This window comes from Streptomyces sp. NPDC059169, assembly GCF_042755225.1.
Lineage (GTDB): Bacteria > Actinomycetota > Actinomycetes > Streptomycetales > Streptomycetaceae > Streptomyces.
In genome coordinates this window covers 147,700-160,976 of record NZ_JBHZCF010000017.1, presented here as the reverse complement: position 1 = coordinate 160,976, position 13,277 = coordinate 147,700, and the positions used below count along the sequence as shown (strand labels likewise).

The 13,277-nt window shown below is 66.9% G+C and carries 10 protein-coding genes and 4 pseudogenes; 1 reads left to right on the top strand and 13 read right to left on the bottom strand.

The window, feature by feature from the left end; genetic code table 11:
* Positions 1-212 precede the first annotated feature (212 nt).
* The 13 genes and pseudogenes from ACFXOM_RS28010 to ACFXOM_RS27950 all read right to left on the bottom strand — a co-directional run bounded on the left by ACFXOM_RS28010 (position 213) and on the right by ACFXOM_RS27950 (position 11,951).
* Positions 213-716 (bottom strand): hypothetical protein, encoded by a 504-nt coding sequence (locus ACFXOM_RS28010; protein WP_385039809.1) that lies wholly within the window; start codon positions 714-716, stop codon positions 213-215.
* 177 nt (positions 717-893) lie between these two features.
* Entirely contained in the window at positions 894-2,399 is a 1,506-nt protein-coding gene (locus ACFXOM_RS28005; RefSeq protein ID WP_385039806.1) for a CehA/McbA family metallohydrolase, read from the bottom strand.
* 248 nt (positions 2,400-2,647) lie between these two features.
* A complete protein-coding gene (locus tag ACFXOM_RS28000; RefSeq protein WP_384939394.1) occupies positions 2,648-3,004 on the bottom strand; it encodes a Uma2 family endonuclease in 357 nt (118 codons plus the stop codon).
* A complete protein-coding gene (locus tag ACFXOM_RS27995; RefSeq protein WP_384947390.1) occupies positions 2,979-3,221 on the bottom strand; it encodes a hypothetical protein in 243 nt (80 codons plus the stop codon). The genes ACFXOM_RS28000 and ACFXOM_RS27995 overlap by 26 nt, the downstream gene beginning before the upstream one ends.
* 180 nt (positions 3,222-3,401) lie before the next feature.
* Positions 3,402-3,576 (bottom strand): annotated as a pseudogene (locus ACFXOM_RS27990) (RHS repeat-associated core domain-containing protein); the annotation flags it as partial.
* A gap of 72 nt (positions 3,577-3,648) precedes the next feature.
* On the bottom strand, positions 3,649-4,059 hold the full coding sequence (locus ACFXOM_RS27985; RefSeq protein WP_385039803.1) for a contact-dependent growth inhibition system immunity protein: 411 nt from the start codon (positions 4,057-4,059) through the stop codon (positions 3,649-3,651).
* Positions 4,056-4,694: pseudogene (locus ACFXOM_RS27980) on the bottom strand (polymorphic toxin type 28 domain-containing protein); the annotation flags it as partial. The pseudogene ACFXOM_RS27980 and the gene ACFXOM_RS27985, both read right to left, overlap by 4 nt.
* Positions 4,694-5,089, bottom strand: coding sequence for an Imm7 family immunity protein (locus ACFXOM_RS27975; RefSeq protein WP_385039800.1), 396 nt, complete (start codon positions 5,087-5,089; stop codon positions 4,694-4,696). The pseudogene ACFXOM_RS27980 and the gene ACFXOM_RS27975, both read right to left, overlap by 1 nt.
* Before the next feature lie 5 nt (positions 5,090-5,094).
* Positions 5,095-5,418 (bottom strand): annotated as a pseudogene (locus ACFXOM_RS27970) (restriction endonuclease fold toxin).
* Positions 5,419-5,448: 30 nt separating this feature from the next.
* Positions 5,449-5,628, bottom strand: a pseudogene (locus ACFXOM_RS27965) (RHS repeat-associated core domain-containing protein); the annotation flags it as partial.
* A 438-nt stretch (positions 5,629-6,066) separates the two neighbouring features.
* Entirely contained in the window at positions 6,067-10,749 is a 4,683-nt protein-coding gene (locus ACFXOM_RS27960; RefSeq protein ID WP_385039797.1) for a putative T7SS-secreted protein, read from the bottom strand.
* Between the two features lie 16 nt (positions 10,750-10,765).
* The gene (locus tag ACFXOM_RS27955; RefSeq protein WP_384939403.1) at positions 10,766-11,398 is read right to left on the bottom strand and encodes a hypothetical protein; all 633 of its coding nucleotides are present in this window, start codon (positions 11,396-11,398) and stop codon (positions 10,766-10,768) included.
* A 31-nt stretch (positions 11,399-11,429) separates the two neighbouring features.
* A complete protein-coding gene (locus tag ACFXOM_RS27950; RefSeq protein WP_384939405.1) occupies positions 11,430-11,951 on the bottom strand; it encodes an SseB family protein in 522 nt (173 codons plus the stop codon).
* 327 nt (positions 11,952-12,278) lie between these two features.
* On the opposite strand from ACFXOM_RS27950, the gene ACFXOM_RS27945 reads away from it, so the two are divergent.
* Positions 12,279-13,109 (top strand): LLM class F420-dependent oxidoreductase, encoded by an 831-nt coding sequence (locus ACFXOM_RS27945; protein ID WP_384939407.1) that lies wholly within the window; start codon positions 12,279-12,281, stop codon positions 13,107-13,109.
* The last annotated feature ends 168 nt before the right edge of the window (positions 13,110-13,277 follow it).

Sequence of the window (13,277 nt, the reverse complement as noted above, 5' to 3'; positions counted from 1 at the left end):
TGCGGCCGCGGTCGGCCGTGCAACGCCACGTCTAGACAACCCGACCAGCCGCGAACGCGTACCTGTTCGGCCACGTCACCACGCCGCCGGCCGTGCACGCGGGGCAACGGGACGCCGAAGCGGCCCGCCGGGGGGAGAGGGGCGGCGGGCCGCTGATCCAGGGAACCCGGGAACCAGGCGAACGGAGAACCAGGAGGACCCGGGGGATGCGGTCAGGAGATCGAGGCTCCCGTGGGAATCGCGTGCAGTGCGACGGGGGAAATGCTGGCGATCCTGTTCCATGCGAAGTGGTACTTGTCCATGGCTGCGGGGCTGGTGATCCACCGCTTCACGCCATTGCTCACGAGATAGACCTCGGGTGCGTTCGGAGCCTTGCCCAGAAATGCGCCGTCGGAGAGCGGGTCGCCGTTGTCGATTGCCGCGGCGTCGACCACGTGCTGAATTCCGTTCCAGTCGCGGAAGAGGTTGTTGTACGTCTCCGGATTCGGGACGTGCCTGCGCTTCCCGTCCAGGACGAGATAGATCGCCGGTCCGCTGATGTCCTTGATGCGCAGGCCGTTCAGATCGGGCCTGACCCTCGGCGGCTGGGCGATCGCCGACTGATCGGCGGGTGCGGGTGCGGGTGCGGCTGCTGCGGGGACGGCCGCGGATCCGGCGAGAGCCGCGACGGTCGCGAGCAGGATGGCCAGGACGGCTAACCGCGGGCGTCTGGGCACAGTACCTCCGTGAAAATCGAGGGATGTGAGAGGAGCCGGCGCCAACGTTTCACCCCCTGCGGCCCGGCTGTCAACGATCCTTTTCCGCCCGTGGTGCCCGTTCCGCGACTATCAGCCAGAGGTTGAATCCGGGGATGTCCAGCATTCACGCTCCGGGAATCGTGCCCAGGAAAACGCTCACCCCAGGAAAATCGGATTCGTGAACGCGGCCAGTGGACCGGGGAAGAAGGGGACCACGGCGACATGCCGCACCTCCGCGCGCACGTACGCCGCGTTCGCGGCGGTCGTCCGCCACTCCACCGTGCCCGCACCCGACTGCGGCAGCACGGTGGTGTGGAGCACGCCCTGGTCGGTGATGAAGCGAGTCGTGCACCCCGGCGCCCCGCGGACGTCCAGACGCACGGTGACCGGTTCGTCGGCGCGGGTGCGGAGCCGCCCGCCGATGTCCGCATGGTGGCCGCGCCCGCCCGTCGCACCGAGCGACACCGACAGGTCCTTGGACTCGGCGACGTAACTGCGCCCGGCACGCAGGCCGTCGAGGATCGCGTCGCGCGTCAGGTCGTCGGCGAGCACCACCGTCTGCGGGGTACCGACCGCGTCGGGCTCGCGGTGCGCGTCACTGCCGCCCATGGCCGGGGTCCAGCGGCCGGAACGGGCCGCGGCCACGAGCGTGCCGTCCCAGTCCATGAGGGACACCTCGTCGTCGGGGGTGTACGGCCCGTTCCACACCTCGATCGCATCGGCCTCGGCGAAGCCGAACTTCCAATTGCAGCCGAGGCAGGTGGCGTGCGGATGGGCCGGGACCACCAGACCCCCGGCACGCCTGATGTGCCGGGCGTAGTGGCCGAAGCGGTCGTCGCGGGCACGGTAGCGCCAGTCGACGAAGGTGCCCGGGTCGGTGCCGACGGCGACGACGTGCCCGTTGCGCGTCGTGACCTCCTCCCCGAGGAGGACGAGCAGGTCGTCACCCGCCGCGTCCGCCCATGCGCCGTGCCCGGCGTGGGTGTTGTGCTCGCTGCTGTTGATGAAGTCGAGCCCGGCGGCGCGGGCGAGGGCGGCGATCTCGCCGGGGTCGCGGCGGCCGTCGGAGTACCAGGAGTGCAGGTGGCAGTCGCCGCGGTACCAGGTCCGGCCGCGCCCCTTGGCCCGCTCCGCCGGGTAGACGGGTTTCGGCGTGGGCGCCGGAGTCCCGTGGGTGAGCGTGATGGTGACGGTGTAGGCGAGGCCCTGGGGCGCGACCGTGTACGGGCCCAGTGCGATGTACCAGGTGCCGGCGCGGATCGGCCCGGGGACGTAGCCGGGCGTTGCTTCGTCGCCCCGGATGAAGAACTCGCTGCGCGCCCCGCCCGACCACCCGCGGAAGCCTTCGCCGCCCAGCGCCGTACCACGCTCGTCGAAAACGCCGATGTCCAGGGCGTTGCCCTGGGTGCCCGGCGGGACCTCAGGCTTCTCGTAGGCGTAGGCCACCCGGATCTCGGCGATCCCGCGCGGCACTTCGACGGGCAGGTAGACGAAGTCGGGCGAGCCGGGCGGCAGGGTGCCGTCCACGACCCGAGTGGTGGTCTGCCCGGCCGCCCCGTCTGCTGCCTCGGCGAAACTCACACCGCCCAACGTCAGCGCGGCAGCGGCTCCGGTCACGAACAGCCCACGCCGGCTGAGGGGTGCGTCGTCCTCGGTGCACATACCGTCTGCTCCCGGGGGGTGGTGAGAGGGACAGGAATGGTGCTGCGTAGCTGCCTCCACTCTCGTACCGGGCTGCGAACGGCGCCACAAGGGGCGGGGGACGCCGAGTGGCGGGGGAGCGAAGGCCCCTCGCCCGAATCGGGGACCGTCACCGCGTGCACCCCAGCCACGCACGGTCGTCGGCGTCATGGCGGGAAGGCGAGGACAACGGTGATGCGAGGACGCCCCTCAGTCGCCGACCCCGTCAGTCACCGGTACCGAACGAGCCCGGACGTGTCGAAGGTCCACCGTCCCGCGACGACGAGATCGCCGAACTCATAGGGAATCGAGCAACGGTACCTGATGCCGTCAGGTCCTCCCTTCGGCTCGGAGTGGACCGCGACGGTGCCGTTGCGGGGGTCCACGACGACGTAGAGTGGTACGCCCATCCGCGGATAGTCCTCCAACTTGGTGACGAGGTCGTTCTTGGGGTTGCTCTTTGAAACGATCTCGATGACGAGCAGCACCATGCGCGGATCGATCGTTTCGGCCTGAGGATCGACATCCTCGGTGGGGAAGGCCATGAGGTCGGGAACCTTCTCAAGACCGGTGACGGGATCCGTCATTGTCCGTGTCGTTGACGGCTGAAATACCCGGAGTCTGCGCCCTGATCTGATCGCGGAACGCGTCGACATTGGTGGTGTGGGGCAGATTGGGGCTCATCATGACGAGCTTCACCTCGCCGTCCGTTGTCTCCACCTTCCAGCCCTTTTCCAAGTGTTCCGTGTACTCGGAGAGGTGCTGGACCACCTCATGCATGCGCTGGATCTGCTCAGGGCTCATGCCGCTCACGGTGTCCTCCAAGAAGGGGTGCCGGATCAGCGTAGCCGCGGATTGCGGGAGAGGGGCACCGCCCGAGTTGGTTGGGCTCCGCGCCTGCAAGTTCGCGGCGGACAATCCGGCCCGTCACCGCATGTGCCTCCACCACGAGCCGAGCATCAGCCGAGACTCATGTTAAGAGTTGGGGTTTGGCGCCGGTCCGAGGACCAAAGGCCCGGAGGTAGGTACCGCGCAGTTTCCGGATTGTAGTGCCGGTAGAAGTTGTAGTGGAGCCCCGTCTCCGGGGGAAGCGCTGCCTCGGGAAGCGCAGTGGTGTGTACGTCGTACTCGACCTCGCCCAGGTCGTCGTTCCCCACGCGGAACCTTGCTTCCGATTCATCAAGGGCCTTGCCGAGTCCGCATCATCTGTGAAATTTTGCACATATCTCGATCAATCTGAGGCAGCCCGACGGAAGTCTTCGATGCCGGTCTCGATGTACGGAGACAGGTCTGTGAGTGTCGCCAGAATATTCTTGAGCTCCTGTGCAAATTGCGGCATGTGCGCCCAAACGGCTGGATCGACGGTGAGTACTGCTGACAGCAGGTCGTCGTCATAGAATCCGCCGGCTGCTTGTGCTGGTGCAGTGTCACGGAGGATTTCCAGGGCGAGTGGAATCAAGAATGGCAATCCAACGTTCTGTCCGATCAGTCGCCGTAGTTCTTCGACGGTGAGGCTCTCGATGGGGCGGGTTCGTAGGGTATGGATGGCCTTTACAAGGCCAGTGGCATCCGGCGAGGGCTCTGGCCAACGTCGCCCCTCGAGTTCTTCCAGAGATCGTTTTCTGTCGCTTGAGCTGTTCATGTGCCTCGGTCGTATCGAATTGGTGGACCCTGGAAGAGGGTGACTTTCCTGCGATATCGATGTCCAATTGAATGAAGGAAGCCGTTCAGTCTGTTTAGTATCCTATTTACCTCGCTATGCTTGCTTACGAGAACATTCAGGCCGCGATCCGTCAGTATTTCGGGTGAGTTTTTCATTTCTAGCTCAAGGATCCTTCGAATCTTGTCGAGACCGTTGCTTGCTTGCTTCAAGTCGGCAATGTGATCGAAGGGAGTTCCATCTGGTTTTCGAGCCACCGCCTCCCCGCTTGCCTCCCGCCGTGCTGCATCGTAATTATTGTGATTGGGTTGCGAATTTACCTCACCGATAGGGTTCTTCTTGATATTTTCAAGTTTTTCGATAGCCCTTTGAGCTGAATCACTCAACCCCAACTCGCATGGCGTAAGACACAGAGGGTCTGCCCAGCCCGTCGGATTGTGGACGTATGTTCGGTGCCGGTTCGAGGACCAAAGGCCCGGAGGTAGGTACCGCGCTGTTTCCGGATCGTAGTGCCGGTAGAAGTTGTAGTGGAGCCCCGTCTCCGGATCGAAGTACTGCCCCGGGAAGCGCAGTGGTGTGTACGTCGTACTCGACCTCGCCCAGGTCGTCCAACTCGTCAGTCCTCGATGATCGGTCGGACGGGCGACAGGAATGGATCGAGGCGGATTTGGATCTCGCCCCTTGCCATGACACGGACGCGGAACGCGCCCTGTCCCGGAGGCTCATCCATGTCAGCGGAGCGCTCATAGAGGAGCCCCCATGAACCGGGGAAGCGATTGGCAATGTGATGGAGGAGGAGATCCAAGTCCGCGGCTTCGTCGCGTCGTCGGTTCATCAGACCATTGGCCAGGACGAAGAATTCGCCATTATGGACACGTAGCATGATCTCGCCGGTCGCCCATTGGAGCTCTGCGAGTCGTCTCCGAAGTTCTTCGATGCCTTCGTCGAGGGTTCCAGTGTCTGACTCCTCAGGCGATTCCGCAATCCCGAACCAACCGTGAAATTCGTACATTCTGCTCACTCTAGTGGTTTTGTGTCAATTGCGGGCTCGATTCCATAGCGTCGACCGTACTCCTTCAGTTTGTTGATGACGCCAGGAGCCGGTTCTCCATCGAAGTGGAAGTAGGGAGTGCGACCAGACTGAATGGCTTATTCGAACGTCGCTTTGGCTTGGTTTCGGAGGGCGCTGCCCATTTGCATTCCGCCTGGTTTCGATTGTGCGACGTACTCATCGCTGACTGCGTCGATCTCCCGCCCCTTTGGGTCGTTCGCGAACTTTACTCGCGACTCGCCGCCAAGTCGCTCGGCGAAGGCACCGGCGGCAGGATCTGGCTTGTGCACCTTGACAAGCGGGCCGAGCCCGCCATTGTTCTCGCATGGGGTAAGACCCAGAGGGTCTGCCCAGCCCGTCGGATTGTGGACGTACGTACGGTGGTTCGGTGCCGGTTCGAGGCCGAGCGGATCCGGTGACAGGTACCGCGCTGTTTCCGGATTGTAGTGCCGGTAGAAGTTGTAGTGGAGCCTTGTCTCCGGGTGGAAGCACTGCCTGGGCGAGCCCTGTCACGGGGATGAGTATCCGGTGCCTTTGTATCGAAGCCGCTCGAAATCCTCAGTTGGGTCAGGCGGAGAACTCTGGGTGGCGCCTATCTCGTATCCAAGAGATCGTCCACGTAGCCGATCAGGTCAGCTGGTAGCTTGGCCAAGTCGATCTCTCGCAATCGTACGAGGAGATCCAAGTCGGTGAACCCTCCCGCTCCCAGCTCGAGCAATGCGTGGAGCTGTGCTTCGAGAGTGCCCATGTCAGTCTCTCGTGCGGCAGCCACCGACAGGAGGCCTGCGAGCAGTTTTCCATCCGCGGAGGAGTAACTGCCAATCCAGTCCGGGACTCGGTCTGCTGCGAGCTCGCGCTGCCGAGCGTCCGAATCTGTTACTTGGCAAATAAGCTCCCAAAGCTGAGGGGCCTGTAGCGGCATGGCGTCACTCCTTGGATCAGTAGGGAAGTGGGTACTGGCTTGGCCATGGTATGTGTGTCTCGTTTGCCGCCTTATCGTTGTGGTGTGGGCTATTTGGGTTATGCACTTGTCGATGGTAAAGAGTGCCTGATTCATCTTGGTATTTGCCGCCAATTGAAATTCTATAGATATCGCCCTTGGCTGCGTTTGAGCCTGCTGGGGCATTCCCGTCGACATCATGTACACGCATCCGGACTACGTTTCCAGTCGCCGAATCGGTCCACTTCCACTCGACGCCCTTCTGTGCGCCGCCATTCGCATCAGGTGTTAGGTCCCGACGCACCGCATCAGCAGGAATTACGTCAAGTGGATTCTTGCCTCTTAGGTCCCAACCCCCGCCATCAATTCTCTCTGGGCAGGGGGAGAGCCCGAGGGGATCACTCCATGTGTGCGGGTTGTCAACATACGAGTTCGGGTTCGGTGCCGGTTCGAGGCCGAGCGGATCCGGTGACAGGTACCGCGCTGTTTCCGGATCGTAGTGCCGGTAGAAGTTGTAGTGGAGCCCCGTCTCCGGGTCGAAGTACTGCCCCGGGAAGCGCAGTGGTGTGTACGTCGTACTCGACCTCGCCCAGGTCGTCGTTCCCCACAGGGTGCTGCGCGTGTGCCACGCCACGTCCCCGGACTCGTCGATGAGTTCGCTCGGAGTCCCCACCAGGTCGGTGACGATGGAGAAGAAGCGTTCGTCGATCGTCCTCTGCGGGGTCTGTGACGTGTCTGCCGTCAGGATGCGTTCGGTCTGGGCCAGTGGGTGGAGGCCGTCGTGGTCCCAGGTGAGGGAGACCGGGTGGGGCAGACCTGTGCCCTCGGTCGTCTGCTCGCACAGGGTGGCGCCGTCCCAAGTGAACGAGACCTGTTCGACCACGGTGCTGCCGTCGTCGCCGAGTCGCTGCTTCGCGATGCGGCGGCCCAGCGCGTCGTACTGGTAGCGCCACATCGCACCATCGGGTGTGGTGACAGAGGTGAGTCTGTCCTCCGCGTCCCATGCGTAGCGCCAGGTGTCGGGCTTGCGGGACGGGCGGGTCTTCTGGCGGAGGACGATGCGGCCCTGGGCGTCGTGTTCGTAGCGGACGTTTCCGGCACGGGTGATGCGGGTGCCCGTGTAGTCGCGTGTTCCGGTGGCTTCCTGGCCGGGGTGTGTGGCGGGCCAGGACCCTTCGGTCTGGTTGCCCGCCGCGTCGTAGGCGTACCGCTCGGTCCAGTTCGCGGCGTGGACTGCGGTCACTCGGCCCTCGGCGTCCAGGTCGAAGGACCTCGCGCCGGAGAGGTGGTCGTCGATGCCGACGAGGTAGCCGTCCGCGCGGTAGGCGTACGCACGTCGCTGGAGATTGCGGCCGTCGCCGGTGACCTGCTGGCCCGTGAGACGCCCCATGACGTCGAACGCATGGGTGAGCGTGACCGTCTCGCCGATGCGACGGGTGAGTTCACGGCCGGCGGCGTCACGCTCGAACGCGAGCGTGCGGCCCGATGTCGTCAGCTCCGTGCGGCGGTTCGTGGCGTCGTACGTCCAAGTGCTGACCGCGCCCCCGGGGGTGGTCCTGCCGGTGCGCCGCCCCAGCGCATCGTGCACGAAGGACATCCTCTGGCCGTTCACCGTCTCCGACCTGAGGCGCCCGAAGCGGTCACGCAGTCGTGTGAGCGTCGCGTCCGGGTTCGTCGCCACTGCGAGTTCGTCGAAGATGTCGTAGGCGTACGTGCTGACGCGGCCTTCGGCGTCCTTGCGGGTCACCTGACCCAGCGCGTTGCGTCCGAACCGAACGCTCTGGCCGAGGCCGTTCGTCCGGGCGGCCAGCCGTCCCGCCGCGTCGTACGCATACGTGAGCGTCCGGCCGTCGAAGTCCGATTCCGACGCGAGGCGTCCAGCCGGGTCGTACGCGTAGTCCCAGCTCAGTCCTTGTGGGTTGGTGACCCGTGTCAGACGGAGGTTGGAGTCGTGGGCGAACGTGTACCGCACCCCGTCCGGCCCCGTCCGGGCGGTCGGCAGGTCGAAGTCGGTGTACTCGTAGGCGGTGACGCCGCCCAGGGCATCGGTGTGGCTGGTGCAGTTTCCCTCGCCGTCGTACGTCCAGGACAGCACGCTGCCGTCCGGATCGACCCGCCGTGCGAGCTTGCCCTCGACGGTCCACTCCAGGCGGGTCACCGCGCCCAGCGGGTCCGTGACGGCGACGGGACGGCCGAAGGCGTCCCGCTCGTAGCGCGTCGTCGCACCCAGCGGGTCCGTCACCTCCAGCGGTAGCCCCGCCCCGTCACAGCGCACGCGCGTGGTGTGCCCCAGGGCGTCCCTGACCGACGTCGGGTGCCCCGCCCCGTCGTACGAGAAGTGCGTGGTCGCACCCGAGGCATCGGTCACCGACGTCCGGTTGCCCCGCTCGTCGTACGTCCGGCGCGTCACCGTGCCGTCCGTGCCGCGCACCTGCACCGGGAGGCCGAAGCCGTCGTACTCCGCTGACAGTGCCCGGCCGTCCGGCCGCGTCACCGTCACCGGACGCCCGCGCTCGTCGTACGTGGTGGCGGTGACGTGACCGAGCGGATCGGTGGTGGCGAGGAGCCGGTTGTACGGGTCGTGCTCGAAGCGCGTGACGTGCCCGTTCGCGTCGATCTCGGCGACGACCTGCTGGCGCTCGTTGACCACGTGCCGCTCGGTGTTCCCCCGGCCGTCGGTCACCGAGGTCATGCGCAGGCCGGTGTCCGGGTCCGTGTCGTCCCAGGTGAAGCGGGACTCCAGGTGCCCGTTCGTACCGGACTGGTACACGCACCGGTCGAGGTCGTCGTAGACGTAGTCGAAGCGGCTGCCGTTGGTGTCGGTCCACGAGGTGATGCGGCCGAGCCCGTCGTACCCGAAACGCAGCGGAACTCCGCACGAGTTGGTGACGTCGGTCAGGTGGCCGTCCGTGTACGCGTAGCGCAGGACCTCCTGGTCCGAGCCGTCTGCGGCGGCGCCGGCGAGGTGCAGGGCGGTGACCCTTCCTGCGTCCGTCGTCAGCTTCAGGTGGTAGCCGCCGTGGTGGACGATCGACGTCGGAGCTGCGGATCCGTCGTAGTCGAAGCTGATCCAGCGGCCGTTGCGGTCGTCGATCTGCGCGAGCAGGGCCAGCTCGTCGGTGTGGTCGGCGAAGTGCCAGACCCGGCCGGTGTCGGGGTCGCTGACCGTGTAGCCGTCGCGGGTCCGGTCGAGCGGCCAGCGCCTGCCGTGCGTGGGCAGGACGGGGACGCCGGGCGCGGGGTGGGGGTAGGCGAGGAGGCTGCCCTCGTCGCAGACGAGGACGACGCCCTCGGAGTCGATCTCCAGACGCTGGTCCACGGTGCTGGACCACGTCGGTCCGAACCAGCCGCCCGCACGGTACGAGGAGTCGTAGGTGCGGCGGAACACCAGGGGCAGCGAGCCGGGAAGGGCGATGTCCGTCTGCGGAAGCAGCATCCGGCCGCTCGCGATGTCGACCGGGTCCGCCTTGCACACGACCTCACTGCACTTCCGGCCCTTGCCGTGGGGGTCGCGGGCCTGTCCGCCGCGGCCCTTCGTCGGCGGATGCTCCCCGAGGCGCTTCAGCCCGGCCCGCAGGCCGCCGCGCAGCAGCCCGGCGCCCTTGCTGCCCACGGCCTCGGGCACCGCGCGGCCGAGGAACTCGGAAGGGTCGTCCTTGAGGGTCTCCCATGCGTCCTTCAGTGCCCGGTCGGGGTGCGCGGCGGTGGAGACGAGGCCGGCCAGGGTCATGTTGAGACCCTTGTAGTACTCGGCCGGGTGGGTCAGGTTGTAGGGGTCCCTGGGGTCGATCGCGCGGACGAAGTCGACGAGCCCGGCGGCGCCCTTGCCCACGCCACCGGCGAGGTGCGTGCCTTCGACGCTCAGGCCCATGCTCCAGTCCGCCAACTCGAGCTTTGCCTTCTCGCGCCCGGTGGGCTCCTGCGGGGCGTGGGCAAGGGCCGTGGCGACGGCCTTCTTCGCGATCTCCGCGGCGTCGTTGCGGTGCTTGCGGGCCTCGTCGAGGATCTCCTCGGCACGCTCCCGCTTGGCCTTGCCGGGGTCGGTGAAGGCGCCGGGCCGGGGAAGAGGGGCGTCGCTGCTCCGCGCGGCGTTGTAGGCGTCGACCTTCTCGTTGTACGCGTCGGTCGCCGTCTTGGAGTCCGCGTCGCCCTCCTTGTAGAGGGCGATCGCCTCGCGGGCTTTTCCCTGGGCACCGGCGACGGCCGTCGAGTAGGTCTCCAGAGCCTTCGCAGCGGCTTCGAAGGCATCGGCGGCGTGCAGCCAGTCGGTCGGCAGCGTCGCGAAGCTCTTGCGGAACGCGTCGGCTGCCTCGCCCTTCCAGTGGCTGGAGTCGAGTTGCTTCATCCCGTCGCCGACGAGGTCGAACGCCTTCTGGAAATCACGGAGGTTCTTCACCGTGGACGCGATGGTCGTAGGGTTTCCGTGGATGAGCTCGTCGGCTTCCTCGGTCTGTCCGAGCTGCTGCTCGCCCACTTCCGCGCCGAGCGAGGAGGCGGTCCTGTCGCCCCAGTCCTCGACGCCGTCCGCCCACTCGTGCGCACCGTACCTGTCCAGGCCCTGCCCGACCTTGTCGGTCGCGTAGTCGATGCCTTCGCCGAGCTTTTCCTTGGCCTTGTCCATTCCCTGGTCGACGATGTCAATGCCCTTGTCGAGGGCCTTGCCCCAGTCCTCCAAGTCCATGGCTTGTGCTGTCCCCCTACCGCGTCTCTTCGGTCCGCGCGATGGCCTCCTGCGACGGGTCCAACTTCTCGCGCAGGTCGGCTTGGGCCCTTTCGCGGAGTTCCGGGTCGATGAGCCCCTGGCGCTCGTAGGCGTCCAACTGGCCGTCCAGCGCGTCGTAGGAGGTGTCCTTCCAGGTCTGCTTGACCTCCTCGCCCGCCTGGGAGAACGACTCGGCGCTCCAATCCGGGGCGTCGTAGGCGGTCTGGTTCTTGATCTCGTCCCAGCTCTTGGTCTTGACCTCGTCCTCGCTGAGGTGCGGGTTGCCGTTCAGCGAGTTGACGCCGATCTTGATCGTGTCCTTGACGTACCGGTCCAGCTCGGCGAGCGAACCGGCCGACAGTCCCACACCCTGGGCGAACAGGTTCCCCTTCAGCGTCAGTGCCCGGACGCCCCATTCCCAGCGGTCGCAGAAGGTCCGGAACTGGTCCGCCAGCGCCTCGTGTCCGAGTTCCAGTCCCGACAGGGAGAGGTCGGAGAAGCCCCGCCCCGTCGTCGCCTCGCCGATCATGCCGAGGTCCTTCAGCTCGGAGTGGGCGAGATTGATGCCGTCCACGATGTTGGCGAGCGCATCCGGAGGCGCATTGAGGTCGGGGCCTTCCCCGCTCACGCAGCGTCCCCCGTCCGTCCGAGGTCGATACTCACGCAGCGTCCCCCGTCTGCCCGAGGTCGAGCGCCACCGGATCGGGCACGATGCCCTTGACCGGCGGGAACAACATGCCGTCGGCGCTGCCCGCGTCCAGGGCCACACCGCCGGGTCCCGGCAGCAAGGGCACCATCACGTCGAGCAGTCGGGCACCGAGAACCGTCCGGTAGGCCCATTCCCGTCGGGCGTCTCCCCGAGCCGCGGCGAAGCGTGCGAGGGCGTCCTCGTCCGAGAAGGCACAGATCCATCGGACGCCGTTGTGGTCGGCCGTCCACAGGCTGTCGTACGCGTCGAACGGCACCAGCACGGCATTGCGCCGGAACTCCCCGAGCAAGCGAGCAAAGTCCCTGCGCGCCGTTTCCGGTCCGTCCTCCCCGGACGGTCCCGGGTCGGCTGCTGTCGGCCGGGCGTCGTCGACTGAACTGGCGTTTGACCGGTGCGATGCCGTCCAGACGGCCAACTCGGCAAGCTGCGAGAGGTGTTCGCGCCGCGCAACACCATCCCCGTTTGTCGTCACGGACGGCATGCTGCCACGGCGAACTTCCCTTGTGCAACGCGCAATTCAGGGATCTGGCGCGGGCATGCCGGTACTACCGCGGGCGACCCTCCCGGCACGTCGTTACCGCCCCCGGCATCGTGGGGCGCTCCGGTCAGGGCCGCGCACCTGACGCCTCCGGGGCAAGCGGAGCGCGGCGAACGACGGCGCGCCGCTGCCGCCCCGCGGCGGTCACACGGCCCAGACGCGTCATCGGGTGGACTCTTCCCGCGGGGCGCGGGCTCTCGGAATCCGGCACGGTACGGCATACCTTTAGCCCGCCACCAGAGTCGTACACGGAGGACGCGCATGCGGATCTCGACCACGATCTTCCTCACGGACCAGACGATCACGCCGGTGAGGCTGGCACGCGAGCTGGAGGAGCGCGGCTTCGCCGGGCTGTACCTGCCGGAGCACACCCACATCCCGGTCGAACGGGCCACCCCTTACCCGGCCGGTGGCGAACTCCCGCCCGAGTACGGCCGCACCCTCGACCCCTTCGTCGCGTTGGGACAGGCGGCAGCCGTCACGTCCACGCTCGGCCTCGGCACGGGCATCACGCTCCTCGCCCAGCACGACCCCATCGCCCTCGCCAAACAGATCGCGACCCTCGACCACCTCAGTGGGGGCCGCTTCACGCTCGGCGTCGGCTTCGGCTGGAACAAGGAGGAGGCGGCGGACCACGGCGTCGAGTGGTCGACGCGGCGCGAACTGGGCAGGGACCGCATGCGGTTGATGCGCGCACTGTGGGCGGAGGAGCCGACCGCCTACAAGGGCGACTTCGGCTCGGTCCGTGCTTCGTTCGCGTACCCGAAGCCGGTGAGCGGCGGCGCCCCGCGCACCCTGGTCGGCGGTGCGGCCGGCCCCACGTTGTTCGCGCATATCGCCGAGTACGCGGACGGCTGGCTGCCGATCGGTGGACGAGGGTTGACGGAGACGGTCCCCGCGCTCCGCGCGTCCTGGGAGGAGGCCGGCCGCGACCCGCGGACCCTGCAGATCGTCCCGTACGCGGTGCTGCCGTCGGCGGGCAAGCTGGCGCACTACGCGGAGTTGGGCTGCGAGGAGGTCGTGCTGCAGCTGCCGCCTGCGGGGGAGGGCGAGGTGCTGCGGGTGCTGGACGGGTACGGGAAGTACGTGTGATGCGCCGGAGCCGCCCCCGTCGCGGGTAGCGGACGGGGCCGAACGGGTCGGGGGGGCCGCCCGACCGGACAACCCCCCCCCCCCCCCCCCCCCCGAAGGTCTCCCCCCCCCTCACTCCCCCCCCTTGCGTTCCCCCCCACAAAATCCCCGCCCCCCCTCTCCTTTTTT